The organism is Stenotrophomonas sp. 85239_Sma, from assembly GCF_056481725.1.
The window spans coordinates 660,272-686,008 of the sequence record NZ_CM151163.1 but is presented as its reverse complement, the minus strand read 5'-3'; the positions used below and the strand labels follow the sequence as shown (position 1 = coordinate 686,008).

Sequence of the window (25,737 nt, the reverse complement as noted above, 5' to 3'; positions counted from 1 at the left end):
GGGAAATCGCCAGCCGCATCAATGGCTTGCAACAACCTTTAGAGAATTGTTCAAGGCTTATCCACAAGTTGCTGATCCGTCTCAATTTTTGAGATTGAACGGAAGTTCAGGGGCGTGGACGGGGCGTGAAACATCGGCCGCGCATTCATCCGGAACGGGCCAGAAACGGCGCCGGACTGCGCAAACGGTGCACAATGAAGGCATGTGCCTGCTCGCTCTTGGCTGGATGCACCATCCGCGCTGGCGGCTGGTGATGACCGGCAACCGTGATGAGTTCCACGCCCGCCCGACGGCGGCGCTGGCCCCCTGGCAGGATGAGACCTCCGTCATCGGCGGACGCGATCTGCGCTCCGGCGGTGGCTGGGCCGGGGTCGGCGCCTCGGGCCGGATGGCGGTGGTCACCAACGTCCGCGACCCGCTGGCTGCCCAGACCGGCCCGTCGCGGGGCGCGCTGGTGGCCGACTTCCTGCGCGGCCGTGACCCGGCCGCCGTGCATATCGACCGCTTGGCGACCGTGGCTGGCGCCTACGCCCCGTTCAATCTGTTGCTGGCCGATAGCGACAGCCTGGAGTACCTGGGCAACCATCCCGCCGAGCGGCAGACCCTCGGCCCGGGCGTGCACGGCATGTCCAATGGTGCGCTGGACGCACCGTGGCCGAAGACCCGGCGGTTGATGGCCGCGCTGTCGGCCTGGCTGCAGGAAGACGGGGTCAGATCCCTTTCCCAAGGGGAAAGGGATCTGACCCCACTCTGGAACGCCCTCGCCGACGAACACCGCCCCGCCGACAGCGACCTGCCCGACACCGGCATCGGCCTGGAGCGCGAGCGCTGGCTCAGCCCGGCCTTCATCCGCGGCGACGATTACGGCACCCGCGCCAGCACCGTGCTGCTGATCGACGCCGACGGCCACGGCGAGATCCACGAACGCCGCTTCGGGCCGCAGGGTGCACCCAACGGACAGAGCCGCGTCATTTTCTGACCCCGTAGTGCCGGCCACGTTGTCGCGATCCACGCGGCGGCATTCGTCATCGCAACATGCCTGAAACGTCATTCAGGTTCCAACCGCGACGGTGATCCGCCCGCGCCGCAGGGGCTCCAGCATCGCGGTCCGACCACTGTGCCCTTTTCGCATTCGGCACTGTGTCTATAAATGTCGGCCCTGACCTCCCAGGGTGGTCGCGCCCGGCACCACGCCGCGCGATCGACCACCACCACACGGAGGCCCCATGCGCCGCATCCTGATCCTGCTCGCCACCCACCTGCTCACCTTCGGCCTTGGCTTCGGCCTGGGCGTTTACCTCCTGCCCATCCTGATCGCCCCCGATGACCCGCCGGTCGCGCAGGTGCAGGCCGCCATGAAAGACGCCACCTACCGCACCACCTTCCGCCGCGATCTCAAAGGCAGCGACGCGGTGCACTGGGCCGAAGGCAAGGTCAGCGTCAGCGCTACCCAGGTCGCCTTCGACGGAAAGATGGGTCCGGGCCCGGACTACAAGGTCTACCTGGCCCGCGGTTTCGTCGACAACAAGGCCGACTTCCTGAAGATCAAGGCGCAGGCCCAGCGCATCGGCGAGGTGAAGACCTTCAATCGCTTCCTGGTGGAGGTGCCCGCGAACGTGGATGTGGACGACTACACCACGGTGGTGGTGTGGTGCGAGCGCTTCTCGCAGTTCATTTCCGCCGGGCAGTACCGTACGCCGGGCTGATCAGGGCATGGGGCCGGGTTCCTTTCCTCCGGAAAGGGATCCGACCCCACAATCACGGTAGATCCACGCCATGCGTGGAAGAAGAAGGAGGCGGAGCCGGCCGATAAGCCGGGTTCTGTCGTGGACAGTCATTCCTCTAGGCGTTACGTCACCGCAACGCTCAAGCAACCTACCCGGATCCAACGCGGGCCGCGCCAAAGGATCCCTATTTGGTCTTGCTCCAGGTGGGGTTTGCCGTGCCGGTCTGTTGCCAGACTCGCGGTGCGCTCTTACCGCACCATTTCACCCTTACCGGCCTTCCGAAGAAGACGTAGGCGGTATCTTTCTGTTGCACTTTCCGTCGGCTTGCGCCGCCCAGGCGTTACCTGGCACCTTGCCCTATGGAGCCCGGACTTTCCTCGGCACCCCCGAAGGGATGACGCGACTGTCTGGCCGGCTCCGCCAGCGCGTATTCTAGCGTACGCACGCCCTTCCTGCCGTGCTGATCGCGGCGTCCGGTTCATCCATCCACGCATGGCGTGGATCTACCGGTTCCGCTGCTCTGGTGGGTGCGGAGTCCGCTTTGGTGGGTGCGGACCTTGGTCCGCACGATCCATCAACTGCCGTACAACGCCTTGCGCGGCGCGCCGGTCAACTCGGCGGCCAGCTTGGCGGCGGTCGACGGCGGCAGATGCTCGCTCAATTTGGCATAGACACGGCGGCCGTGCGCCAGCAGCGCCTCCTCGTCGTCGCCAGCACCCTGCACCATCACCACGAACTCGCCCTTGCGCTGGTTGTCGTCGGCCTCGACCCTGGCCAACAAGCCGGCCAGGTCGCCATCGAGCACGGTCTCGAACAGCTTGGTCAGCTCGCGGGCCAGCACCGCCGGGCGCTCGCCACCGAAGATCGCCGCCATGTCGGCCAGCGATTCGGCAATGCGATGCGAGGATTCGTAGAACACCATCGTGCGCACTTCGCCGGCCAGCGCCTGCAGCCGGTCGCGGCGGCCGCTGGCCTTGGCCGGCAGGAAGCCTTCGAAACTGAAACGGTCGCTGGGCAGGCCGGCCACGCTCAGTGCGGCGATGGCGGCGCAGGCGCCGGGAACCGGGCTGACCTTGATACCCGCCGCACGCGCGGCGCGCACCAGGCGGAAACCGGGATCGCTGACCAGCGGGGTGCCCGCATCGCTGACCAGTGCCAGCGACTCGCCGGCCTGCAGGCGCGAAACCAGGCGCTGCGCCAGGGCCTCTTCATTGTGTTCGTGCAGGGCCACCAGCGGCTGCTGGATGCCGAAATGGGACAGCAGCTGGCCGCTGCGACGGGTGTCCTCGGCACAGATGGCCGCCACCGAACGCAGCACCTCCTGCGCGCGCGGGCTCAGATCGGCCAGGTTGCCGATCGGGGTGGCGACGACGTACAGGGTTGGGACACTCATTTCAGCGGTACTCACGGGGCAAGGGTAGAATCGTAGCGTGTACCCGGCCAAGGCCGCTGCCCTCATCGCATGGACCCGATCATGAACAAGCCCGCCGCACGGATCTCCGCCCTGTCGTTGTCGCTGATGCTGCTGGCCGGCTGTGCCACCACCAGCCTGACCAGCACGCCCGATTCGCCGGCCCAGAGCCAGGCGCTGGCGCTGATCGAACAGGGCAAGCCGCGCGACGCCGCCCTGCAGCTGGAAGGCCTGGCCGCCACCCTGCGCGGCGGCGCCCGCAGCAACGCACTGGCCGACGCGGCCTGGGCCTGGCACCTCGCCGGCGACAGTGCCCGCGCGCGCAGCCTGCTGGGCCAGCTCACCGCACGCCAGCTGTCCGGCGCCAGCCTGCAGCGCTATCAGCTGACAGGTGCCGAGCTGGCCCTGGCCGACAAGCAGCCGGCGCAGGCGCTGGCCCTGCTGAAGGATCATGCCGACAGCGTTGCGGTCGGCCTGCGCACCCGCTGGCTGCTGGCCCGCGCCCAGGCCCTGCAGGGCACCGGCGATGCCTTCGGCGCCGCCACCGAGCGCGCCCGCGCCCATGCCAGCCTGACCGGCAGCGCACGCAGCGAGAACCAGGCCGCCATTGCCGGCCTGCTCGGCACCCTCGACGACGCCACCCTGCGCAGCCGTGCCGCCGCGCTGCCGGCCAACGACCCGCTGTACAACTTCGCCGGTCGTGCGCTGATCGCGCGTGGCCTGCCGCTGCCGCGCCCGTTCGACCGCGATGGCGCGGCCCAGTTCGACACCAGCAAGCGCCCGCCGGCGATGAGCGACGGCTACCGGCCGCCGGCCAAGCTGGCCGTGCTGCTGCCGCTCAGCGGCCGCCTGGCCACCGCCGCACAGCCGGTGCGCGATGGCCTGCTGAGCGCTTATTACGGTGAAAGCCGCCGCCGCCCGGACATCAACTTCTTCGACACCGCCGGCACCGCGGCCGGTGCCCTCGCCGCCTACGACAAGGCCGTCGCCTCCGGCGCCGACTTCGTGGTGGGGCCGCTGGGCCGCGACGAAGTGGACGCCGTGTACGGCCGCCAGCAGCTGCAGGTGCCGGTGCTGGCCCTGAACCGCGGCAAGGACGCACCGCCGGCCGGCAGCGCCGGTTTCTCACTGGCGCCGGAAGACGACGGCATCGTCGCCGCCGAGTACCTGCGTGGACGCGAGCGCAGCCGCGCACTGGTGATCAGCAGCAACGACGACACTGGCCGCCGTTCCGCCGCCGCCTTCGCGCAGCGCTTCGCACAACGCGGTGGCCAGGTCGTGGGTACCTTCAACGTCAGCGATGCCGTTGGCGATGTCGGCGCGCAGGTGCGCAATGCCGGCCAGGTCGATGCGGTATTCCTTGCCGTGCGTGCGCCGCAGGCCCGCCTGCTGGCGCCGCAGCTGGCGCTGGCCGGTGCCGGCGGCGCCACCCGCGTCGGCACCTCGCAGCTGACCGTCGGCAGCGGCAAGGTCGAAGAAGACGTGGCCCTGGACGGCATCGTCTACCCGAATGAAGCCTGGAACGTACGCAGCGTGTCCGGCCTGCCCTCGGCCAGCCAGGTGGCCAGCACCCTGCCGAGCGCACGCGGTGCGGCCGGCCGCCTGTTCGCCTTCGGTGCCGACGCCTGGAAGATCACCGCCTACCTGGACAAGCTGTCCAACGAAGGCGGCCTGGACGGTGCCACCGGCACCCTGTTCCTGGACAGCAACGGCAACATCCTGCGCCAGCCGGCATGGTCGACCTTCAATGGCGGCCGGCCGATGCCGATCGTCGGTGGTCGCTGAGCGCAGCCAACGCGGCTCGGCGGTGGAAGCCGCCGCCGAGCAGCATCTGCAACAGGCGGGACTGCAGCCGCGTGCGCGCAACGTGCGTTATCGCGGCGGTGAACTGGACCTGGTGATGGACGATGCCGGCACCGTGGTGTTCGTGGAAGTGCGCTATCGCGCGCGCTCCGATTTCGGTGGCGGCGCCGCGTCGGTGGATGCGCGCAAATGCCGGCGCCTGGCCCATGCCGCCCAACTCTTCCTGCAGGACAACCCCACGCTGGCCAATGCGCCGTGCCGTTTCGATGTGGTCGATGCCACCGGAGATCCGCCACAGCTGCGGTGGCTGCGTGACGCATTCCGGCTGGATGATTGCTGATGGGTCCCCTTTGCCGGCCAGCGGCCGGCACTACCATGGTCCATGACTGATGCCTTCGATCATCACCCATGCCGCTGTGCCGCTGGCGCTGTGGTGCGCCGCTGATCGTGGCCGCATCCCACCGCGCCTGCTGGCGGCCGGCGTGATTGCAGCGATGCTGCCCGATGCCGATGTGCTGGCCTTTGCCCTGCACATTCCCTATGCCGATGCGTTTGGCCATCGCGGCGCCAGTCATTCGTTGCTGTTTGCCTGCGCGCTGGCCGTATTGGCGGCGTTATTGCTGAGCCTTGGTAGAGGCCGACCTTGGTCGGCGCCATTGAGCCAGCCAAGGTTGGCACCTACCAGGGCGCGGCCAACGGTGGCATCAACCGTACAAGCAGCAGTGTTCGTCTTCGTCTGTGCCGCCAGCCATCCGCTGCTCGATGCGATGACCTCCGGCGGCCTCGGTGTCGCCCTGGCCTGGCCGTGGAGCGAACACCGCTTCTTCGCGCCGTGGCGACCCATCCGCGTTTCACCGTTCGCGCCGCAGTTCTTCAGCGCACGCGGCGTGGCCACCCTGCTCTCTGAACTGCGCTGGGTGTGGCTGCCGCTGGCTACCGCCGTCGTCGCCTGGAAACTGATCCAACCCGCGCCTGCTGCCCCACGAGATCCGTCATGAGTCCTGCCCTGCCCGCCCCACTGGTTGCCGAACTGTCCGCCCTGCTGGGCGCGGAGGGCTGGCGCATGGATGACAGCGCGCTGGAGGCCAACGCGCAGGACAACTCATGGCGCCACCAGCGGCCGGCGGCCGTAGCGCTGCCGGCCGACATCGAACAGGTACAGGCACTGGTGCGTGCCTGCCGCGCACACGGCGTCGCGCTGGTCGCGCGTGGTGCCGGTACCGGCACCACCGGCGCCGCCGTCCCACAACCGGGCAGCATCGTGCTGTTGTTCACCCGCATGGACCGCATCGTCGAGATCCGCGCCGGTGACCGTTGCGCGGTCGTGCAGCCGGGTGTGCTCAACGGCACCCTGCAGCAGGCACTGGCGCCGCATGGCCTGTTCTGGGCACCGGACCCTTCCAGCGCCGAGATCTGCAGCATCGGAGGCAACCTCGCCTGCAATGCCGGTGGCCCGCGCGCGGTGAAGTACGGCACCAGCCGCGACAACGTACTGGGCCTGGTGGCGGTGACCGGCACCGGCGACGTGATCCGCTGCGGCGGTGCCTACACCAAGGACGCCACTGGCTACGACCTCACGCATCTGCTGGTGGGCAGCGAAGGGACGCTGGCACTGATCGTGGAAGCCACGCTGAAGCTGACCCCGTTGCCGGTCAGCCAGGCCGGCCTGCGCGTGCTGTACCGCGATGCCGATGCCGCCGCTGCGGCGGTATCGCGATTGATGGCGCAGCCGGTGGTGCCTACCCGCCTGGAGTTCATGGACGCGCGCAGCCTGGAGCTGCTGCGGCTGAACGGTGCCGACGTGCCCGAGGCCGGTGCGATGCTGCTGGTCGAGGCCGATGGTGACCACGACACCCTGCCCTACCTGCTGCAGGCACTGGCCAGCGCTGCCGAGGGTGACGGCATGATCGAACTGGACGTCGCAATGGAAGGTCGCGCACGTGACCAGTTGTGGGCGGCGCGCAAGGCGCTGTCGCCCGCGCTGCGCAGCGTTGCGCCGGGCAAGATCAACGAAGACGTGGTGGTGCCGGTGTCGCGCATTCCGGAACTGGTGGCCGGCGTACAGGCGTTGGCACGCGACTACACGCTGACCATCGTCACCTTCGGCCATGCCGGCAACGGCAACCTGCACGTCAACATCCTCTATCACCCCGACGATGCCGACGAGAACGCACGCGCGCATGCCGCGCTGCCGAAGATCTTCGAACTGACGCTGGCACTGGGTGGCACGCTGTCCGGCGAACACGGCATTGGCCTGGCCAAGCGCGATTTCATGGCGCAGGCGTTCACCGCGGAAACGCTGGCGACAATGCGCGCGATCAAGGCCGCACTGGACCCGGATGGCATCCTCAATCCGGGCAAAGTGCTGCCGCCGGCGTAACCACCGCCGGGCATGGCCCGGCGCTACAGGGGCTTGCCGCCCACGATATCGATCAGGGTCTGGCGGAAGCTTGGCAGCAGCACGCGGTTGCCGTGCCCGCTCAGATGATCATTGTCGAAGAACAGCGGTTCACCCTCTTCCACCGCCGAACAGGTCTGCGGCCCGCACAGCAGCGGCAACGGGTCCCACACCGTCAACGCGGGATAGCGCGCTGCCAGCTCGGCCAGCAATGCCATCTGTGGCGCGCGCAGCCTGTCCAGGTCAGCGCGCGGCATGCTCAGGCCACCGGCACACGCGGGGTTACGGCGGTTGAACCAGTCCGAGCAGCGATAGGCCCCGGCTTTGAACAACGGCAGCGGTGCATCCACCACCACGTGTACACCCAGCTTCTGCAAACGCCCAAGAACACGATCGGCCTCATCGCCCGCCGCCTGCGCATGGGCCGGCGTGCGCTCGCCCAGTAGTTGTTGATAGATCTGCTGTGCGTCCTGCTGCTGCCAGTCGAAGCCACGCAGCTCCGGCATGCGCAGTGCCGCCAGCAGCACGATGTCACCGGGGCGTGCCTCGTTCTCGATGGTCGACAGCGCCTCTTCGATGAAGCCCTGGCAATCGGCCGGGCTGGCCCGCTGCAGGTTGACGAAGCTGCAGCCACCGCGATCCTGCTGGTGTACCTCCATGCCGGTCTGCCGCGCGACCATGCTGGTCATGGTGCGGTAGGCCGCCGCGTGTGAATCGCCCACCACGAACAGGCGCCGCCCCTCCAATGCCGGTGCACTCACCGGCTCAAGCGGGCGCCACGCGGGGTAGCGACGCGCCTGCCACGCATAGCCGTCGCGGGTGACGCTCAGCGAGACCTGCTCGTGGTACTCCACCGTGGCCCAGGCGCCAGCGCCGCACAGCGCCACCACCGGCAACGCCATCGCCAGCACCTTGGCCGGTGCCAAACGCAGCAGAGGTACGGCGCTGCGCAGCGGACGCTCGATGAAGTGGTAGGACGCAGCGGATACCGCCAGCAGCAGTACCGGATACAGCCACAGCGCAGCGCCGTGCAGGCCGTAGGTCCAACGCAGCAGCACCAGCAGCGGCCAATGCCACAGGTACAACGAATAGGACAGCCGTCCGAGATACGCCAGCGGCATGCACCCCAAGGCGCGGCCGACGCGCGATGTACCCGGCGACGACACGCTCGCCAACAGCATCAACGTGCCGGCCACGGTGGCCAGTACACCCGGCACCGGCATCGCCAGCTGGGGCGCGATCATCACGCCTGCGACCAGCAACACCAGGCCGGCACCTGCAACCGCGTCCCCCCGCTGGGCGGGCACGCGCGTACGCATCCACTGGTACAGCAGTGCGCCTGCAGCCAACTCCCAGAACCGAGCGGGCAAAAGATAGAACGCCGCCGCCGGCGCCGTCTTTGCCTGCCAGGCCGCCCACGCCAGCGAAAGCACGGTGAGCACCGGCAACAGCCAACGCGACCACGGCCAGCGCTCACGCCCACGCAGCCAGACGAAGAACAGCAGCGGGAAGACCAGATAGAACTGTTCCTCCGCGCCCAGCGTCCACGTGTGCAGGAACGGGTTGAGTTCCGCGCCGGGCGAGAAGTAGTCGTCCTGCTGGCCGGCCAGCACGATGTTGCTGAAGCCGACCAGCGCGGCCCAGCCGGTCTGGTCGAACTGCTCGTTGCGCCACGCGCGGGGAATGAACAGCGCCGACAGCACGAAGGTGGCCATCAACATCACCAGCAATGCCGGCAACAGGCGCAGCACGCGGCGGCGATAGAAGTCGAGCAGCAGCGCGCCCAGCGACGCATGGGTGCGCGAGGCCAGCGACTGGCTGATCACGAAGCCAGACACCACGAAGAACAGGTCGACGCCGGTGAAGCCACCGGGCAGCCACGCCGCGTTGGTGTGGAAGAGGACGACGGCCAGCACCGCCAGTGCGCGCAGGCCATCGATGGCGGCGTTGTGGGAACGTTCGGGAGGGGACATGCAAGCGACCGGCAGCAGGCAATACGGCAGCATCGCCAGCGTTGGCGCAGTCATTCAATGGACAATCGCGACAGACATGGACATCGTTCAGGTCCAGTCCCCGCTCAACGCGGTTGTAGTGCCGAGCCATGCTCGACTCTACAGAAGCCCGCGCGCCGGGCGGCTGGGGTCAGAGCCCATTGCCGTGGCAATGGGATCCGACCCCGCTGCACGTCCGCTTACCAGGCCATGCGCAGGCCCAGCTGGCCACCCACGTTGCGGTAGCCGTGGTCACCGCGCTGCACGCTCATGCCGCCCCACGCACCCCAGCGCTGGCCCAGCTTCACCTCGGCACCGGCCAGTACTTCATAGCGGTTGCGCGGTACGTCCGCACCCAGCGTGTCACCGTTGAACTGCAACGTGCTGGTGCCGCTGGCACGCAACCAGTTCACGCCCAGGTACGGCTGCACGGTGTTGCCCGCTGCAGTGCCATGGCCGAACACGCGCACGCCCGCACGACCGCTCAGGCCACCGGCATCGGCATGGTCGATCACCGTACCGTTGGCTTCCACATGACGATCGGCGCTGAAGTCGACGTAGTTCAGCTGCAGCTGCGGCTGCACGTACAACACGCTGGCGGTGCCCTGCCACGCGTTGAAGGTATAGCCGGTCTCCAGCGACGCGCTGGCCATGCGCGAGTCGTAGTGCTCCGGCTCCAAGCCGATGCCCTGCACGCGGTTGTCGAAACGGCCATGCTGCAGGTTCGCATCAATGTACGCACCCTGCGTGCCATCGCCATCCTGCAACCAGGTGCCGTATACACCCACGGCGCTACCACGCACGCGGCCGGTGGCACTGTAGCCGGTCAGATCGGACGCTGCCCTGCTATCAGCACGACCCGTGCCCAGCATCACACCGAACACGGCATTGCCCGACCGCAGCACATCGCTGCCGATCTGCAGCAGCGACGTATTGCCATCGATCGACAACTGGCCACCCACAGCATTGAAGTCGGCATTGCTGCGGCCCACACGCGCCCAGGCTTGGCGCTCGCCACCCGGCATTGCCGCCCTGCCTCGATCGTTCAGACGATGGGAGAACATGTTGATGGCCGCCGACTGGTTGGCCAGGTACGCACCCGCTTCCGGGCGCAGCACCGGCGGCGGCGTGACCGGATTCCCCGGATCAAGCGGACCACCTTCACCGCCTTCGCCCGGGTCTGGGCCCGGGCCCGGGTCGACCGCGCATCCCGGCGCTGCCGGATCATCCTTGCAGACGTCGAACCACTGCGAACGCAGATACCAGTTGCCATCGGCGGGATCGGCCAACCCGCCCTGGAACAGGAAGTACTCGTACGATCCTCCCACCGCGCGTCCGCTCAGCGCGTAGCTCGCCAGCGATGCACCTTCAACTTCGATCAGCGGGATGCCATCCACCGTCGGTGCGCCCACGCCACCGATGTTCTTCACTGCCACCAGCGCATCACCGGAGGTATCACCGCGTACGTGCAGGCGATCAACGGCGCTGTCATCGCCACCCAGTGCGCCCTGGAACAGGAACGTCGCCCCCTCGCTGTGCAGGTCACCGTCCACGGTGAGCGTGTTGAAGCGACCACTGCCGTCTGACAGCGCCACGCCGCTGTTGAGTACCTGCAGTTCGCCCACACTGGCGTCACCGGTCAAAGTCCATTGGCTGCCGCTTTCAATTGCCATCGTCTGCACCAGACCCGACGAACCCTGCCACAGCGAACCATCGGCCAGGCGCACATGCACGTCGGACAGCGGCACCAGCCCCGCATCCTCGTCCTCCGGAGTGATGACGATGTCACCCACCATCTGCGAGCGCCCCTCCAGCAGCACGTCGAAACGCCCGGCCACCGCCGCATCCAACGCCAGCGCGATGCCGTTGCCGCCGGAAACCAGCGCGCCGTTGGACAGTGTCAGGCCCGCATCGCGACTGCTGCGCAACCAGACCCCGCCATGCTTCTCGCTGACCAGGCTTCCCCCGTTTATCTGCAGTCTGCCACCGTCAATGATCGCCGCTGCCCAGGCACCTTCACCTTCAGTGATCACGTGACTATTTGCCAGGGTCAACTCGCCCCGTCCATCTGCCAGCACACCGTGGGCTTTCTGCCCTCGCGTGCGCAGGACGCTGTCCACCAGGTGGACGCTGCCACCTTTGCGCGCGGTGGCACCATAAGCACTCTCACCCTCGGTCAGCACATCGACGTTCCAAGCTGAGATGGCCGGCGTGGTGATGTCGTTTCCAAAAGTATGCAGCGCATGGGCATTCATGCCCGTGGTATGCAGCCGGGTCTCGCTCAGTGTGGCGTCACCCTGGTACACGGCGACGGCGGGATTGTGGTCGCCACCGGTAGTGATCGCTGATGCGTGCACGGTCGCCTTGCTGTTCCCCTGCACCGACACGCCCACGCCATTGCGCACGGTGATGCTTGAGTTCTCGACCCTGGCCTCACCATCCGCAAGACCAAGATCGATACCGCTCTTCTCGGCCTCGAGCTGGCTGTTGCGCATGTCCAGATACGATCCTTTGCGAAGCCCGATGCCCCAGGTTCCGTCCATCACCACGCCATCCAGCAGCAGCGATCCACCACCACCCGTGGCGAAGCTGATGACGCTTCCGTTGGCACCCGCCGTGTGGATACGGCCGCCCCGGAACTCAACATCGCCACCCACATACAGGCCCGCGCCTGCGCGCTCGTGGGTCAGGTTGACATCCACATTCTCCAGCAGCAGCTGACTGCCCAGGCCACTGGAAACGCCCGATGCACCGGCACCGGTTCCATTGATCTGCACATTGCGCAGGGTCGCCCGCGCGTTGCCGCCATACTCCAGCGTCACCGCGCTGCCAGAGGTGTTCTGTTCAAAGCGCACCCGCTCGATCAGTGCACTGCCATCGTTGACGAACAAGCCATTGGCCTGGTTGTGCGTTTCGACCACGCTGTCGCGAAGCTGCACATCGCCGCCGCGCACCGACACCCCGTGCCCGAGCCCACCGCGGGTAATGATGTGGACATTGCTGGCCTCCAGCGTTCCGCCTTCAATGCCGATACCAAAACTGGCCTGGCCCTCGGTTTCAATACGCGTACCGGTCAACGTTGCGGCGCCGCCACCTGCAATCGAAACACCGGCAGCACCGTAGCCGGTGGTGATGATGCTGCCACCGGTCAATGCAACGAGGCTGCTGGCTCCCTCCACGCGCACAGCTGCGGCGCGCATGCCCTCGGTGCGCAGATTCACCTCGCCCGCAGGCACGATCGTGCCACCGTTGAGTGCATGGAAGGCGTAGCCCGCAGGGTTGCCCGGCTCCACCGGATCGGTGGTGGTGTAATCCCCTGCAGCCGGGGTCTGGTCATCGCCATCGGCCACAACCTGCTGCGCAAGCGCAGGCTGCGCCGGAAAGAGCAGCATGGACAGCGCAATGGGCAGTGCACGGCGCGGTGGAAGGGATGCATGCATGGTGTATCTCCTGATAACTGCGGCACATGCTCCACGTGCTGCGTCCAGGCAGATATCGAATCTCTTGCAGACAGGGTGCGACCTGCGGTCGCAGTCGTAACTGATGGATGAACCACGCGCAGGGTCAAGCAAGCTTTGCAACTAGTTGCATGGGACGGACAGAGCCGCTGGCGGAAACTGCAGGCCAATCGAGACACACGACTTCGCAGAAGCCCTCATGATCACCCCGTCTTCACCGAAATCTGGCATATACGTCACCAGGCTGAACAGGGGCCAGCAAGGCAGGGTCGATGTCGTTACTACCGATTTCCCCAGCAAAGGACCACTCCTATGAGCCGTTCCCTCTCCACCATTACGCCCCCCGCGCTGCGCCCGCTGGCACGGGGGCTGCTGCTGGCACTGGCCACGCTTGCCGCCGGCCCCGCGCTGGCCGGCGATCTGGACAATCAGTCTGCCGAGGTGAAGGCCGGTGACCCGGTTGAAGCCTGGACGCTGAAGAATGGGTCCCAACTCACCGTCAATGGCGGACAGGCCAACGACATCGAGGTACATGATTCCTCTACGGTCGTACTCGATGGGGCGCGGGTAACCCGCACCGGCACCAACAATGGCTCGCAGGAGGCCGTTGAACTACATGAGCAAGCATCGCTAAAGGCCCGCAACACCGAATTCATCGGCGGCGGCATCACGCTCAATGGCCCCGCAGCGACCGCAGATCTGGTCGGCACCACCATTTCCGTAACCACGGCCGGACTGCTTCCAACCGAAAAGCGCTCGGTCGGCATCGGTCTTTCATACAACTTGGTCGGCAGTGCCTCACCCTCTGCACGAATCGACTCCACCCGCATCTACGTTGAAGATGCACCGGACATGTCGTCCCCGACAAGCGCGCTCAGCAGCGGAATCGGTGCACACCTGATGATGGGTGAACTGGATATCGTCAATGGCTCCAGAATTACGGCCGCCAACGTGGGTGCTGTACTCCGGGGCGCGGCCAATGGCACAGGTCGCATCCGCCTCAACGTGGACAACTCCACCTTGGAAGCCGGCCGTGGCGCGGCCATCCGTGTCAACCCTGCGTCGGACACCACCTACGACATCACCGTCGCCAATGGTGCACAGCTGTCCGGCGGCGACGGCAACCTGCTGCTCGTTGGCCGCGACAACGGCGTGGCCAATACACGCACCGACGTCAACTTCAATGTGGACAACGCCCGGCTGGCCGGCAACGTTACCTCCGACCCCACCAGCGCCCCCACCGCACAGGTCAATGTCTTCCTGCGCAACAAGGCACAGATCGATGGCCGCTTCCTCAACGTCACCTCGGCCAGCATCGACAGCGACAGCACCTGGCTGATGACCGGCGACAGCAACGTCGGCCACCTGGCGCTGGGCAACACCGGCACCGTGGCGCTGGGCAATGGCAGCACGTTCAACACGCTCAACGTGGATACCTTCGACGGCGCCGGCGGCACCCTGCTGTTCAACACCCAGCTGGGCGACGACAGCTCGGCCACCGACAAGCTGATCATCAAGGGCGATTCGAACGGCCAGGCCAACGTGCGCGTGCTCAACGCTGGCGGTGCCGGTGCGAAGACCGACAAGGGCATCGAACTGATCCGCGTGGGCGGTGCATCGAACGCGCAGTTCGACCTGCGGGGCCGCGCGGTGGGCGGGCAGTACGAGTATTTCCTGTTCAAGGATGCAAACAATGGCGGCTGGTACCTGCGCTCGGAACTGGCCGGTGCGCCGGACCCGTGCGTGGTGGATCCCACGCTGCCGGAGTGCACGCCGATTGATCCGGTGGACCCGGTTGATCCCATCGATCCGATCGAGCCCACCCCGGTGCTGCGCCCGGAAGCCGGCGCCTACCTGGCCAACCAGTTCGCGATGGACCAGCTGCTGCGCCACGGCTGGCGCGACCGCCAAGGCAGCACCTCCGCCGTTGATGGCGTGCGTGGTTGGGCCCGTGTGGATGCCACGCAGAGCAAGTTGTCTGCGGTGGAAGACCAGCTGGACCTGCGCGTGGATCGCTCGCGCCTGCAACTGGGTGCGGACATCGGCGTGTTCGACAACGGCCAGGGCCGCGTGGGCGTGATGGGTACGCTGGCCAAGTCCGATGCCACTTCGCGTTCGCAGCTGACCGGCTACAGCGCACGCGGCAAGGTCAACGGCGGCGCGCTGGGCGTGTACGGCAACTGGAGCAACGATGCACTGTATGTGGATGCCAGCGTGCAACGCGGCCAGTTCCGTAACCGCGTGCAGGGCGAAGGCCTGGCCGAGGAACGCTACGACTCGGGCATCTGGCAGTCGTCGCTGGAAGCTGGCTATCGCTTTGGTATCGGCCAGATCGGCAGCACCGCGCTGAGCCTGCAGCCGGAACTGCAGCTGGTCTACGCCGACGCCAACACCGACCGCCACCAGGAAACCAATGGCACCGTGGTGCGCAGCCTGGGCGACAGCGGCCTGTCCGGCCGCATGGGCCTGCGCCTGCAGGGCGAAGGCCGCAGTGCAGCCGGTGCCTCGGTCAGCCCGTATGTGGTGGCCAACTGGTACCGCGATGGTGCCAGCAACGGCATGGCGTTCGATGATGAAGCGCTGAAGGCCAGCGTGCCGCGCAACCGCTACGAATTGAATGCCGGTGCGCGCGTGGACTTCCGTTCCGGGCTGAGTGCCTGGGGTGGTTTTGGTGTGATCCGCGGTGACCATGGGTATCGCGAAGCCACTGCCAATCTGAGCGTCGCGTACACGTGGTGAAGTAGTTGAAAGAACGGCGCCGGAGAGATCCGGCGCCGTTCTGCGTTCTGTAGCGTCGAGCCATGCTCGACTGGGTTTTCCCGGCGACGACCGACAACGGTCGAGCATGGCTCGACGCTACAGAGAATGTCGCATTCGGCAGGCATTGCCATCTGCTGCCTGCCAGCCACGAAATTCCAACACTTTCGAAGTTTCCAACAATTCTCATTGGCAGCATTGGCGCTTCATGCAAATCATGTAGCGCCACCGACAACGGGTGGCACGGGCTTCCAATCCCGATCAGTAACACTGTTGTTTACGCTTGTCTGCCGGCGTCACCCTTTCCTTGTTGGGTGGCGTCGGCAGGCATTCTGTCCGCGCATCTATGGCGGGCGGTGCGTGGGGGCCCCGTGCCCGCCGGCGTTTCGCAGTGTTACTACCGGTATTGGAACCATGCACCGTCCGCCACCCTCGCTGTTAAGCGGGGTGGCCCCTTGCCACTTGCACAAGGACGCCGCCATGACCGCCTCCCCCTACCCGCACCTGTTCGCCACCCTGGGCGACGCTGCCACGCGCCTGCCGGATGACCTGGCGCGCACACTGGAAGACACGTTCGTATCGCTGCAGACCGGCAACAGCGCCGGGGCCATCACTCTGCAGGCCTGCCTGCAGTACATCCGCCAGGGCGATGCGGCCGATGGCCAGCCGTGGCCGGGCAACAACCACACACCCGGGCAGCGCCTGGCATTGGCGCGTATCGACCGCGCCAATGCGGGGCTGAGTTTCCTGCTGGAACTGCTGCACGCCACCGAACGCGTGCGTGTGGACGGTGATATCGACCAGCAGATGGGCGATGGTGCGCGCGAGGGCCTGCTGCTGGCCTGCCGTGGGCTGGCCGAGTATGTGGACGTGCAGTTGCGCGCGGCGTAACGCCGGGCGATGCCGATGCGCGTGCGCTTCGGTAGGTGTCGACCTTGGTCGACACGGCATTGGCAGGGACATCCGGACACATCCGTGCCAACCAAGGTTGGCCCCCACCAAAACGATCCCGATGCGCCCCGGTTCGGTAGGTGTCGACCTTGGTCGACACAGTGTTGCCACGGGCGGCTGACACATTCGTGCCAACCAAGGTTGGCACCTACCAGAGCAACGCCGAGGTGCTCCCGGTTCGGTAGGTGTCGGCCTTGGTCGACACATTCGTGCCAACTCACCAGAGCAGTACCGCTGCTGCTATGCGAAGTGCTGGTAGCCGCCGTCGGCGGCTTCGCCGTCCACGTGCACGCCCTGCCCTTCGGCGATGCGGCCGATGCGGGTGAGCGGCACATCCAGCGATTCGGCCAGGTAATGCAGCGCATCGCGCTGGTCGGCGGCAGCGGTGAAGCACAGCTCGTAGTCGTCGCCACCGCGCAATGCGCAGTCACGCGCACCGTCGCGGCCGAGCAGCTCGCGCAGCGCGTGCGAGATCGGCAGGGAATCGGCATCCACATGCGCGGCTACGCTGCTGCGCGTGGCGATGTGGCCCAGATCAGCCAGCAGGCCGTCGGACACATCCACCGCGGCATGCGCGAAGGCACGCAGGCGCAGGCCCAGGGTCACGCGCGGCGTCGGCCGCAGCAGGCGCAGGCGCAGGCCTTCGTAGTCGGCCAGCAGCGTGGCGGTGGTTACGCTCAGCGCCCCCTGCTGCCACAGGCGCAGCGCACCGGCGGCATCGCCGAGCGTGCCGCTCACCCAGATGTCATCGCCTGCCTGTGCGCGGTCGCGGCGCAGGGCCTGGCCGCGCCCGACCTGGCCCATCGCGGTCACCGACAGCGACAGCGGGCCACGCGTGGTGTCGCCACCGATCAGCGCGATGTCGTGCTGGTCGGCCAAGGCAAAGAAGCCATCGGCGAAGGCCTCGATCCAGTCTTCAGAGGCCTCCGGCAATGACAGTGCCAGCGTGCACCACGCCGGGCGCGCGCCCATCGCCGCCAGATCGGAGAGGTTGACCGCCAGGGTCTTCCAGCCGATGTCGAAGGCCGGTGTTTCCACCGGGAAGTGGATGCCGCTGTTGAGCGTGTCGGCGGTGACCACCAGTTGTTCGTTGGCACGCGGCTGCAGCAGCGCGGCGTCATCGCCGATGCCGAGCAGGATGTCGTCGCGCTCGAGGGTGCGGGCGCGGATGCGGTCGATGAGGGCGAATTCGGCCAGGGACATGGGGCGTTCCGGCGGGGTGCATGGATGGGCGACGGGCGCGGGCGGATGATGCCGACGAGGTGGAACCGGTGGGGCGGAACCGACCGGGTAGAGTCGACTGTTAGTCGACTGCTCTCGCGTCCAACATCATGACCGCCGTTCAAAAAGCAGTCGACTAACAGTCGACTCTACCAAGGCAGGTTTCCACGCCGTTCGGAGTCCGGAACAGGTTCCCAGCCATGCCAACCAAGGTTGGCATCCACCAGAAGCAGAAACCGGGTCAGTGACCCGATTCGACCTTGCGCCATTCCACGGCGGCACGATCCAGCACGCCGTTGACGTAGGTGTGGCCATGTTCGGAACCGAAGCGCTTGGCCGATTCGATGGCTTCGTTGATCACCACGCGGTACGGCACGTCCAGGCGGTAGCGCAGTTCGTAAGCGGCCAGGCGCAGCACCGCGCGTTCGATCGCGTCCACTTCCTCGATGCCACGGTCCAGGTACGGGCCGAGCGCTTCGTCGATGTCGCGGCGGTTGTCGAGCACGCCGTGCAGCAGTGCTTCGAAGTACGCCAGGTCGGCGATTTCGCGGGCCTGCTCGTGGGCGAACTGGGCGATCAGCGACTGGGCGTTGCCGCCGGAAATCTGCCAGGCATAGATGGCCTGCACGGCACGACGGCGGGCGCGCGAGCGCAGCACCGGGTCGACGCCATCGCGGCGGACGGGTTTACCGGAGGGCTTGCCCTGGGTGTTCTTGTTCATGGCAGCTGCTCCAGAAGATTGACCATTTCCAATGCGGCGAGTGCGACTTCCTCGCCCTTGTTGCCGTGGCTGCCGCCTGCGCGGGCCTCGGCGTCTTCAACGCGTTCCACCGCCAGCACGCCGTTCAGCACCGGCACGCCGAAATCCAGCTGCACGCGCATCAGGCCTTCGGCGCAGCGGTCGGCCACGTGTTCGTAGTGGCGGGTATCGCCACGGATCACGCAGCCCAGGGTGAGGATGGCGGCGTGTTCATGGGCGGCGGCCAGGCGCGCGGCCACCAGCGGCAGTTCCCAGGCTCCCGGCACGCGGATCACGTCGATGTTGGCTTCGGTGATGCCGTTGCCGGCCAGGCTCAGGCGGGCGCCTGCGACCAGCGCGTCGGTGATGCGGGCGTTCCAGCGGCTGGCCAGGATGGCGAAGCGCGCCGATTCGGGAGTGCGAAGATCGCCTTCGAAGTGGCTCATATGCGGCTTGGGGGACTCGATAAGGGGGTAATTCTAGCGTGGATGGGCCCCGGCCGTGGCTGGCGGGGGCCTGCGGGGTGTGCCGACCAACGGTCGGCACCCACCGGTGGCATGGGGTCGGCACCCACCGGTAGTGCCGGCCGCTGGCCGGCAATCCCCATTACAGGGTGACCGTCTCCACCACTTCCAGGCCGTACCCGGCCAGGCCGATCTGGCGGCGCGGGGTGCCCAGCACCCGCAGCTTGCCCAGGCCCAGGTCGGACAGGATCTGCGCGCCGGCACCGTTGCGGCGCCACTGGCCCACGTCCTTGTCCTTGCCCGGCACCACCGGCGCCGGCTGCTGGCGCAGGCGGGCCAGCAGGGCTTCGCCATCGCGCGGGGCCGACAGCACCACCATCACGCCCGCGCCCTCAGCATCGATCGCGCGCAGGGCGTCGGTGGCGGCCACGCCGAAATCATCGCGGCGCCAGTGCAGCAGGTCGGCCAGCGGGTTTTCCACCTGCACGCGCACCAGGGTCGGCGTTTCGGCATCCGGGTTGCCACGGACCAGCGCGAAGTGCAGGTCGTGGGCGATGCGGTCGCGGTAGGTCACCAACTTGAACGGGCCGAATTCGGTCTCGATCTCGCGCTCGTCCACGCGCTCGACGGTCTTCTCGGTGGCCAGGCGGTAGGCGATCAGGTCGGCGATGGAGCCCATCTTCAGGCCGTGCTCGCGGGCGAACACTTCCAGTTCCGGACGGCGCGCCATGCTGCCGTCCGGGTTCAGGATCTCCACCAGCACGCCGGCCGGTTCCAGCCCGGCCAGCATGGCCAGGTCCACGCCGGCTTCGGTGTGGCCGGCGCGGGTCAGCACGCCGCCCGGCTGGGCGATCAGCGGGAAGATGTGGCCCGGCTGGTGCAGGTCCGACGGCTTGGCGTTGGGCTTCACCGCAGTGCGGATGGTGTGGGCGCGGTCATGCGCCGAGATGCCGGTGGTAACGCCCTCGGCGGCCTCGATGCTGACCGTGAAGTTGGTCTGGAACTGCGCGGTATTGGCCTGCACCATCGGCGCCAGGCCGAGGTCGGCAGCGCGGGTGCGGGTCAGCGGCAGGCACACCAGGCCACGGCCGTGGGTGACCATGAAGTTGATGTCCGACGGCTTGACCAGTTCGGCGGCCATGATCAGGTCGCCTTCGTTCTCGCGGTCTTCGTCATCGACGATGACCACCATGCGGCCCAGGCGGATGTCTTCCAGGATTTCCGGAATCGGGGCGAAATTCATGCTGCATCTCCATGCGGGTGCTGACCGTTGGTCGGCACACCCATCAATCGCTCGACGTAACGGGCGACCAGATCGATTTCAAGATTGACCGCGCTGCCCACGCCTGCGGCGGAGAAGGCGGTGTTGGCCACGGTGTGCGGGATCAGGGCGACTTCAAAGCCTTCGTCGTCCACTTCGTTGACGGTGAGGCTGACGCCGTCCACGCAGATCGAGCCCTTCTTGGCGATGTAGCGGCGCAGCGAAGCCGGCGCGGCGAAGCGCCAGCGCTGGGCACGCGCGTCTTCGTGGATGGACAGCACCTGGCCGAGGCCGTCGACGTGGCCGCTGACCAGATGGCCGCCGAGGCGGTCGGTCGGGCGCATGGCGCGCTCCAGGTTGATGACCGCCCCCTCGCCCAGCTGGCCCAGCGTGGTCAGGCCGAGGGTCTCGGTGGAGGCATCGGCCTGGAAGCTGCTGGCGTCGAATGCGATGACGGTGAGGCAGACGCCGTTGATGGCAATGCTCTCGCCCATCTGCACGTTGTCGAACGGCAGATTCCCGACATTGAAGGTGAAGCGGACATCGCCGCCAATGGATTCGCGTGCGGCCAGACGGCCGACGCCTTCGATGATTCCAGTAAACAAGTAACGTTCTCCGCGGAATGTGAGCGAAAAACGCCGCAAGGCAAACAGGCGCACGCAGGGCATGAGCCCTGTGGCACCGTCTTCTTTCATCCGGACTATGACCGTCGGCTCCGGCATTGGACCGGATCTGCTGACCCCCGGCCGTGGGCCGGGGCGCTCGCGGGCTCGTGCTTGCGCACCTACCGCCGGTGGGGAATTGCACCCCGCCCTGAAGACGTTTGTGTACCGGCGAACCGGCGCGGCTAGTGTACCAGCCCGTGCTGAACGGGGTCGGATGCCACAGCTGTGACGTCCGTCGCTCGCATTTTGTAAAACTTTCATTAAAATCCGCAGCGGACGACATGAGGTCGCCACGGGCAGCCGCGAGGGCAGGCCCGCCAATGGACTGAAATTCACAGGAATTCCCATGCGCAAGATCCTGATCGTGGCTGCCCTGCTGGCCGCCGCCCCGTTCTCGGCTTCGGCCGACGCCCTGAGCTACACCTACGTGGAAGGCGGCTGGACGCAGGTCCAGGTTGACGACAACGCACTGGACGACCCGAAGGTCGACGGTGGCTACCTGCGTGGCTCGGTCGCGCTGGCCGAGCAGGTCTACGTGTTCGGTGGCTGGTCGCGCACCAGCAAGACCCGCCACTACGGCGAAGACTCGCTGAAGCTGGAACTGAACCAGCCGGAGCTGGGTATCGGCTACCACATGCCGTGGACCGACCGCGTCGACTTCACCGCCGATGCCGCCTGGGTGCGCCAGAACGCCGAATCGACCCTGCGCTATGACGGCGTGCGTTACCACGGCAAGGACCACACCAACCTGGGCCGCGTCACCATGGGTATCCGCGGCAAGCCGTCGCGCATGACCGAAGCCTGGGCCAAGGCCGGTTACATGGATGGCGGCAACAACTACAAGGGCACCTGGGTCGGCACCGTCGGCGGCCAGATCAACTTCACCAAGACCTGGGGTGTGGTGGGCGAAATCGCCGGCTACCGCGACGTCACCCAGTACTCGGTCGGCGTCCGCGCCAGCTTCTGATTGCCCGATCCTCGTCGTGCGATCGAACGGGCCCTGCAAGGGGCCCGTTTTTTTTGGCCCGCGCGCACTGCCACGTGACCCCATCGCGCCATCGAAAATCCACGCAGATGCGCTAGGCTTGCGCGCCTCTGGAACAGGAAACACCGTCATGAAGACCCCCTTGCGTACCTTGCTGGCCAACGCCCTGCTGGCTGCCCCGCTGCTGGCTGGCGCCGCGCCGGCCACGCTGACGCCCGAACAGGCCTTCGACCTGTACGCACGCGTGCTGCTGGAAGATGACGCCGCTGCGACCCGCACGCTCAACGATGCGCTGAAGCCAGCGTTCGAAGGCCAGGACGCCGTGACCCCGAACCCGGGTGCGCTGGCCAAGGCGCTGGCCGAACCGTGGCAGACCGTGCTGGCCAGTACCGGCACCAAGGTCGATGCCGCCGCCACCGAAGCGCTGTATGCCAAGGCGCTGCGTGATTCGAAGTGCCGCGCCAGCAAGAGCGTGATTGAAGACAACGAGTACGTGGAAGACCAGAAGCTGGCGCGCATCACCTTCAGCTGCCAGGTGCCCGACCTGGGCAAGGTGCGCCCGCTGTTCGCCGCCAGCCTTGCAGCCGACGCCAGCCCGGCCTCGCGCAAGCAGTTCACCGAAGCCTACACCCAGGCGCTGCAGAGCGGTGCGCGCGTGCCGGTCAGCGGCACCTTCACCCTGTACCCGGCCAAGGACAACGGCTACTGGTACAGCGGCAACTTCGACGACCTGGTGGGCACCGTGACCGGCGCGCTGGCTCCGTTCGAGGACTGGATGCAGGACGCGCAGGCGGCCAGCGCACCGAAGGTGACCGGCGTGCCGGGCTGTGACCTGCTGCTGCAGCAGCATCGCGCCTGCGTGGCGAAGATCGCGCCGGACCAGCTCAGCGGCGTGGATGCGATGGCCGAGGAACTGAAGGCCAAGGCCCAGGTGCAGTCTGCCGATGAGATGACGCAGGAATGCAAGGCGCTGCGCCCGATGGCCGAGATGATGTGGACCGACGAGTGCGCGTGAGGCACGTGTAGAGCCGAGCCCACGCTCGGCTCGTGGTCGCGGATGACGACTGCATCCGCACTTTCAGAACCGTTGCATGGCCCTGCGCGGCCTGCATGGTCAATGCTGTTGCCCTCTTCCACCGGGGCAGCCGCATGAAACATCGTACGACGTCGACCACGGTCATGCTGATGGCGCTGCTGGCGCTGACGGCGTGCGGGCAAGCCAAAGTACCCAAGTCCAGGATCACGACCTTCTCGGTCATCCCATCGGTTGCCTTCGAATCAACCCTGCTGAGCGACAGGCAGCTGGATGCGTGGATGAGCGAAGACGACGACTGCCACGCGTTCCTGATGTATCACGATCAGTGCGCCGTGCTGGTATTGCCCCATGAGTACGACGACGGTTTTACCCGTCACCAGTTGCGATTGAAGGCGAAGAAACTGCCGGGCGAGGCACTGGGCGCGTACTGCCGCAACCTGCATGCGCTGTGGAAGCAGCAGTGGAAGGGCCAGTGCCCGGTCGGCGAAGAAGACGACGAGGATGCCTGACCACAAGGGCATCGCCCCTGTTCTGCGTCATTCCCTCACGGGCGCAGCAGCAGCCTGATGTCCTCGCCCACCTGGCGCTGGTCAACCACGCGCAGGCGACGCTGCTGGTCCATCGCATCAATGCCGAGGCCGGCCAGCAGCGGGCGGCCGTTGTCGCCCAGCAGCGTGGGCGCCTGGTAGAGCAGCAGTTCGTCCACCCAGCCCGCACGCAGCAGCGCGCCGGCGAGGGTCGCGCCGGCTTCGGTATGCACCTCGTTGATGCCGCGCTCGGCCAGCAGCGCCAGTACGGCGCCCAGGTCCAGCCGCCCATCAACGCAGGGCGCGCTGGCGAATTCGGCGTCGGCCGCATCCGGTGCGCTCACGGCTGCATCGTGCAGGTACAGCGTCGGTGCCCCGCCCTCGCGCACGCGGCTGCATTCGAGCGAGCGCAGGCGCGAATCGAGCACCACGCGCAGCGGCGGCATCACTTCGGTGTCGGCCAGGCGTACGGTCAGCATCGGATCGTCGGCCAGCACGGTCTCGGCGCCGGTCAGGATCGCACCTGCGCGCGCGCGCCAGTGCTGCACGTCTTCGCGCGCGGCAGGCCCGGTGATCCACTTGGAGCTGCCATCGGCCATCGCGGTACGGCCATCGAGGCTGGCGGCCAGCTTCACCCGCAACCACGGCCGGTTGCGCTCCACGCGCGACAGGAAGCCCTTGTTGAGCTCGCGCGCCTGCGCCGCCATCAGCCCTTCGGCAACTTCGATGCCGGCATTCCGCAGCAGATCGAAGCCACCGCCATCGACCTTCGGGAACGGATCGCGCATCGCCGCGACCACGCGCGACACACCTGCTTCGATCAAGGCCAGCGCGCACGGCGGCGTGCGCCCATAGTGCGCACAGGGTTCCAGGGTGACGTAGGCGGTGGCACCGCGTGCTTCGCTGCCGGCCTCGCGCAGCGCGAACACTTCGGCGTGCGGACCGCCAGCGCGCTGGTGCCAACCCTGCCCAACCACGCGTTCGCCGTGGGCGATGACGCAGCCCACCATCGGGTTGGGGCGGGTGGTGTAGGCGGCACGCTCGGCCAGGCGCAGTGCGTTGGCCATGTGCAGGTGGTCGAGGACGGAGAACGGGGTGGTCATGCGGCCATGGTAGCGCCGTTGGTGTTGATCCATGCCATCGGTGCCAACCAACGGTTGGCACCCACCAGTGGATGCGGCGGCATCGGTGCCAACCAAGGCTGGGGCGGTCAGCCCTTCTTCTTCTTGGTCAGGGCGATGACATCGCCCAGCAACTGCAGCTGCTCGGTACTGGACGGCAGGTCGCGCTCGAGCTTCTCGATCTCCTCGCGGAAATCGGCCACGTCCTCGAAGCTGCGGTAGACCGACGCGAAGCGCACATAGCCAACATGATCGAGCTTGCGCAGTTCGTTCATGACGAACTCGCCGACCTTGATCGAGGGCACTTCGCGCTCACCGCTGATGCGCAGCTGGTGAACCACTGCACGCACCGCTGCTTCGATCTTGTCTTCGGCCACCGCACGCTTCTGCAGCGCGCGGTCGAAGCCGGCGCGGACCTTGCGCTGGTCGAATGCCTCGCGGGTGCCATCGCTCTTGATGATCGCCGGCAGCTTCAGTTCCACCGTTTCCAGGGTACTGAAGCGCTCGCCGCAGGCTTCGCACTCACGCCGACGGCGGATCGTCGCGCCGTCTTCGGAGACGCGCGAGTCGATGACCCGGGTATCGGCATGTTGGCAGAAGGGGCAATGCATGGAACGCCTGGCTCAGGGAAGTACCTATTGCCACGGTCATGGCAGCGTCGCAAAGGTACCTGAGAAGGGGCGCAGCAGCAAATGCTGTCTGCGCGCAAGCACCTGCATTTCGGCCAATCAGAGCCTCCCAGGGGATCTGGACGACCCGCTCAACCGGGTGCGGGCGGCGGCGTGGCCGCGCGTGCCCAGCGCAGCCACGCCAGGTGCCCGGCCATCACCAGCAGAGGCGGACCAAATCCGAGGAAGCCCAATGTCGAGATCTCCCCGTGCTTGAAGGTCAGGTACAACGTGGCGGCGACCACGGCCAACGCGGCCAGCACCCCCAGCGCCAGGCCGACCCAGGCAACAACCGGCGATTGGCGCAGGCCGGCAAGGCCGCGCCACAGGAACAGGCCGCTCAGCCACAACCAGGACAGCAGGCCGATGAGTCCGGCCGACGACCACAGCAGCAACAGCGTGTGCTCGTCGCCCGCCAGATACTTGCCATCCCATGCGACCATCAGCCCCAGCACGGCCCCCGTGCCTCCGGCGGCCACGGTGGGCAGGCCCACCAGCAGGCCGGCAATGGCCATCCAGCGTTTGTGATGACGCTCATCCATGCGTTCGATGTC

General features: G+C 67.0%; 22 protein-coding genes, 1 other RNA gene and 1 riboswitch. Of the genes, 11 read left to right on the top strand and 12 right to left on the bottom strand.

The annotated features are described in order from the left end of the window. The first annotated feature begins 202 nt into the window (after positions 1-202). A complete protein-coding gene (locus tag ACYKG1_RS03060; protein WP_478471824.1) occupies positions 203-979 on the top strand; it encodes an NRDE family protein in 777 nt (258 codons plus the stop codon). Positions 980-1,226: 247 nt separating this feature from the next. Further along, positions 1,227-1,706: a DM13 domain-containing protein gene (locus ACYKG1_RS03055; protein ID WP_100471282.1), complete on the top strand. Its 480-nt coding sequence runs from the start codon at positions 1,227-1,229 to the stop codon at positions 1,704-1,706. Between the two features lie 88 nt (positions 1,707-1,794). Here ACYKG1_RS03055 and rnpB read toward each other — a convergent pair. Beyond that, positions 1,795-2,146, bottom strand: an RNA gene (gene rnpB / locus ACYKG1_RS03050) — RNase P RNA component class A. Between the two features lie 155 nt (positions 2,147-2,301). After that, positions 2,302-3,120, bottom strand: coding sequence for a 16S rRNA (cytidine(1402)-2'-O)-methyltransferase (gene rsmI, locus ACYKG1_RS03045; protein ID WP_478471823.1), 819 nt, complete (start codon positions 3,118-3,120; stop codon positions 2,302-2,304). A gap of 81 nt (positions 3,121-3,201) precedes the next feature. Here rsmI and ACYKG1_RS03040 point away from each other — a divergent pair, with 81 nt between their 5' ends. The 4 genes from ACYKG1_RS03040 to ACYKG1_RS03025 are packed head-to-tail and all read left to right on the top strand — an operon-like array spanning position 3,202 to position 7,321. After that, entirely contained in the window at positions 3,202-4,923 is a 1,722-nt protein-coding gene (locus ACYKG1_RS03040) for a penicillin-binding protein activator (protein WP_100471280.1), read from the top strand. Then, positions 4,913-5,281, top strand: coding sequence for a YraN family protein (locus ACYKG1_RS03035; RefSeq protein WP_262083340.1), 369 nt, complete (start codon positions 4,913-4,915; stop codon positions 5,279-5,281). The genes ACYKG1_RS03040 and ACYKG1_RS03035 overlap by 11 nt, the downstream gene beginning before the upstream one ends. Positions 5,282-5,330: 49 nt before the next feature. Continuing rightward, positions 5,331-5,939 carry a metal-dependent hydrolase gene (locus ACYKG1_RS03030; RefSeq protein ID WP_100471278.1) on the top strand — a complete coding sequence of 203 codons (609 nt, stop codon included), beginning with the start codon at positions 5,331-5,333 and terminating at the stop codon, positions 5,937-5,939. Then, positions 5,936-7,321, top strand: coding sequence for an FAD-binding oxidoreductase (locus ACYKG1_RS03025; protein WP_478471822.1), 1,386 nt, complete (start codon positions 5,936-5,938; stop codon positions 7,319-7,321). The genes ACYKG1_RS03030 and ACYKG1_RS03025 overlap by 4 nt, the downstream gene beginning before the upstream one ends. 23 nt (positions 7,322-7,344) lie before the next feature. Here ACYKG1_RS03025 and ACYKG1_RS03020 read toward each other — a convergent pair whose 3' ends face one another. Both ACYKG1_RS03020 and ACYKG1_RS03015 read right to left on the bottom strand, forming a co-directional pair. Further along, on the bottom strand, positions 7,345-9,366 hold the full coding sequence (locus ACYKG1_RS03020; RefSeq protein ID WP_478471821.1) for an acyltransferase family protein: 2,022 nt from the start codon (positions 9,364-9,366) through the stop codon (positions 7,345-7,347). Between the two features lie 164 nt (positions 9,367-9,530). Next, a complete protein-coding gene (locus ACYKG1_RS03015) occupies positions 9,531-12,770 on the bottom strand; it encodes an autotransporter family protein (RefSeq protein WP_478471820.1) in 3,240 nt (1,079 codons plus the stop codon). Between the two features lie 330 nt (positions 12,771-13,100). Here ACYKG1_RS03015 and ACYKG1_RS03010 point away from each other — a divergent pair, with 330 nt between their 5' ends. Together ACYKG1_RS03010 and ACYKG1_RS03005 are read left to right on the top strand one after the other, a co-directional pair. Continuing rightward, a complete protein-coding gene (locus ACYKG1_RS03010) occupies positions 13,101-15,527 on the top strand; it encodes an autotransporter family protein (RefSeq protein ID WP_478471819.1) in 2,427 nt (808 codons plus the stop codon). Positions 15,528-16,025: 498 nt separating this feature from the next. Further along, positions 16,026-16,436: a hypothetical protein gene (locus ACYKG1_RS03005; RefSeq protein WP_478471817.1), complete on the top strand. Its 411-nt coding sequence runs from the start codon at positions 16,026-16,028 to the stop codon at positions 16,434-16,436. A 300-nt stretch (positions 16,437-16,736) separates the two neighbouring features. On the opposite strand, the gene thiL is transcribed toward ACYKG1_RS03005, so the two are convergent. The 5 genes from thiL to ACYKG1_RS02980 form a co-directional block, all read right to left on the bottom strand. Continuing rightward, positions 16,737-17,699 carry a thiamine-phosphate kinase gene (gene thiL / locus ACYKG1_RS03000; protein WP_478471816.1) on the bottom strand — a complete coding sequence of 321 codons (963 nt, stop codon included), beginning with the start codon at positions 17,697-17,699 and terminating at the stop codon, positions 16,737-16,739. Positions 17,700-17,958: 259 nt separating this feature from the next. Then, the gene (gene nusB, locus ACYKG1_RS02995) at positions 17,959-18,438 is read right to left on the bottom strand and encodes a transcription antitermination factor NusB (protein WP_005408062.1); all 480 of its coding nucleotides are present in this window, start codon (positions 18,436-18,438) and stop codon (positions 17,959-17,961) included. Further along, entirely contained in the window at positions 18,435-18,902 is a 468-nt protein-coding gene (gene ribH / locus ACYKG1_RS02990) for a 6,7-dimethyl-8-ribityllumazine synthase (protein ID WP_099605826.1), read from the bottom strand. The genes nusB and ribH overlap by 4 nt, the downstream gene beginning before the upstream one ends. Before the next feature lie 160 nt (positions 18,903-19,062). Continuing rightward, complete coding sequence (gene ribB / locus ACYKG1_RS02985; protein WP_262226160.1) at positions 19,063-20,163, bottom strand: 3,4-dihydroxy-2-butanone-4-phosphate synthase; 1,101 nt, start codon at positions 20,161-20,163, stop codon at positions 19,063-19,065. Further along, positions 20,160-20,786: a riboflavin synthase gene (locus ACYKG1_RS02980; RefSeq protein ID WP_262083104.1), complete on the bottom strand. Its 627-nt coding sequence runs from the start codon at positions 20,784-20,786 to the stop codon at positions 20,160-20,162. The genes ribB and ACYKG1_RS02980 overlap by 4 nt, the downstream gene beginning before the upstream one ends. 74 nt (positions 20,787-20,860) lie before the next feature. Beyond that, a riboswitch (FMN riboswitch) is annotated at positions 20,861-21,006 on the bottom strand. 186 nt (positions 21,007-21,192) lie between these two features. Here ACYKG1_RS02980 and ACYKG1_RS02975 point away from each other — a divergent pair. The 3 genes from ACYKG1_RS02975 (at position 21,193) to ACYKG1_RS02965 (ending at position 23,376) form a co-directional block, all read left to right on the top strand. Then, on the top strand, positions 21,193-21,813 hold the full coding sequence (locus ACYKG1_RS02975; protein WP_313416705.1) for a hypothetical protein: 621 nt from the start codon (positions 21,193-21,195) through the stop codon (positions 21,811-21,813). A gap of 148 nt (positions 21,814-21,961) precedes the next feature. Continuing rightward, the gene (locus ACYKG1_RS02970) at positions 21,962-22,846 is read left to right on the top strand and encodes a hypothetical protein (RefSeq protein WP_478471814.1); all 885 of its coding nucleotides are present in this window, start codon (positions 21,962-21,964) and stop codon (positions 22,844-22,846) included. A gap of 95 nt (positions 22,847-22,941) precedes the next feature. Further along, on the top strand, positions 22,942-23,376 hold the full coding sequence (locus ACYKG1_RS02965) for a hypothetical protein (RefSeq protein WP_238381524.1): 435 nt from the start codon (positions 22,942-22,944) through the stop codon (positions 23,374-23,376). A 35-nt stretch (positions 23,377-23,411) separates the two neighbouring features. On the opposite strand, the gene ribD is transcribed toward ACYKG1_RS02965, so the two are convergent. From ribD to ACYKG1_RS02950, 3 genes are all read right to left on the bottom strand, one after another. Then, the gene (gene ribD, locus ACYKG1_RS02960) at positions 23,412-24,497 is read right to left on the bottom strand and encodes a bifunctional diaminohydroxyphosphoribosylaminopyrimidine deaminase/5-amino-6-(5-phosphoribosylamino)uracil reductase RibD (protein ID WP_478472691.1); all 1,086 of its coding nucleotides are present in this window, start codon (positions 24,495-24,497) and stop codon (positions 23,412-23,414) included. A gap of 107 nt (positions 24,498-24,604) precedes the next feature. Next, the gene (gene nrdR, locus ACYKG1_RS02955; RefSeq protein WP_087921508.1) at positions 24,605-25,126 is read right to left on the bottom strand and encodes a transcriptional regulator NrdR; all 522 of its coding nucleotides are present in this window, start codon (positions 25,124-25,126) and stop codon (positions 24,605-24,607) included. Between the two features lie 149 nt (positions 25,127-25,275). Next, complete coding sequence (locus ACYKG1_RS02950; protein WP_478471812.1) at positions 25,276-25,725, bottom strand: hypothetical protein; 450 nt, start codon at positions 25,723-25,725, stop codon at positions 25,276-25,278. Positions 25,726-25,737 lie beyond the last annotated feature (12 nt).

Bases quoted from the DNA above. Each gene is read 5' to 3' on its own strand.
- ACYKG1_RS03060 (WP_478471824.1), top strand. From the start codon at position 203: ATGTGCCTGCTCGCTCTTGGCTGGATGCACCATCCGCGCTGGCGGCTG.
- ribH (WP_099605826.1), bottom strand. From the start codon at position 18,902: ATGAGCCACTTCGAAGGCGATCTTCGCACTCCCGAATCGGCGCGCTTC.
- ACYKG1_RS03025 (WP_478471822.1), top strand. From the start codon at position 5,936: ATGAGTCCTGCCCTGCCCGCCCCACTGGTTGCCGAACTGTCCGCCCTG.
- ACYKG1_RS03015 (WP_478471820.1), bottom strand. From the start codon at position 12,770: ATGCATGCATCCCTTCCACCGCGCCGTGCACTGCCCATTGCGCTGTCC.
- ACYKG1_RS02970 (WP_478471814.1), top strand. From the start codon at position 21,962: ATGAAGACCCCCTTGCGTACCTTGCTGGCCAACGCCCTGCTGGCTGCC.
- ACYKG1_RS02965 (WP_238381524.1), top strand. From the start codon at position 22,942: ATGGTCAATGCTGTTGCCCTCTTCCACCGGGGCAGCCGCATGAAACAT.
- ACYKG1_RS03055 (WP_100471282.1), top strand. From the start codon at position 1,227: ATGCGCCGCATCCTGATCCTGCTCGCCACCCACCTGCTCACCTTCGGC.
- ribD (WP_478472691.1), bottom strand. From the start codon at position 24,497: ATGACCACCCCGTTCTCCGTCCTCGACCACCTGCACATGGCCAACGCA.
- rsmI (WP_478471823.1), bottom strand. From the start codon at position 3,120: ATGAGTGTCCCAACCCTGTACGTCGTCGCCACCCCGATCGGCAACCTG.
- ribB (WP_262226160.1), bottom strand. From the start codon at position 20,163: ATGAATTTCGCCCCGATTCCGGAAATCCTGGAAGACATCCGCCTGGGC.
- ACYKG1_RS03030 (WP_100471278.1), top strand. From the start codon at position 5,331: ATGCCTTCGATCATCACCCATGCCGCTGTGCCGCTGGCGCTGTGGTGC.
- nrdR (WP_087921508.1), bottom strand. From the start codon at position 25,126: ATGCATTGCCCCTTCTGCCAACATGCCGATACCCGGGTCATCGACTCG.
- thiL (WP_478471816.1), bottom strand. From the start codon at position 17,699: ATGTCCCTGGCCGAATTCGCCCTCATCGACCGCATCCGCGCCCGCACC.
- ACYKG1_RS03020 (WP_478471821.1), bottom strand. From the start codon at position 9,366: ATGACTGCGCCAACGCTGGCGATGCTGCCGTATTGCCTGCTGCCGGTC.
- ACYKG1_RS03010 (WP_478471819.1), top strand. From the start codon at position 13,101: ATGAGCCGTTCCCTCTCCACCATTACGCCCCCCGCGCTGCGCCCGCTG.
- ACYKG1_RS03040 (WP_100471280.1), top strand. From the start codon at position 3,202: ATGAACAAGCCCGCCGCACGGATCTCCGCCCTGTCGTTGTCGCTGATG.
- nusB (WP_005408062.1), bottom strand. From the start codon at position 18,438: ATGAACAAGAACACCCAGGGCAAGCCCTCCGGTAAACCCGTCCGCCGC.
- ACYKG1_RS02950 (WP_478471812.1), bottom strand. From the start codon at position 25,725: ATGGATGAGCGTCATCACAAACGCTGGATGGCCATTGCCGGCCTGCTG.
- ACYKG1_RS03005 (WP_478471817.1), top strand. From the start codon at position 16,026: ATGACCGCCTCCCCCTACCCGCACCTGTTCGCCACCCTGGGCGACGCT.
- ACYKG1_RS02975 (WP_313416705.1), top strand. From the start codon at position 21,193: ATGCGCAAGATCCTGATCGTGGCTGCCCTGCTGGCCGCCGCCCCGTTC.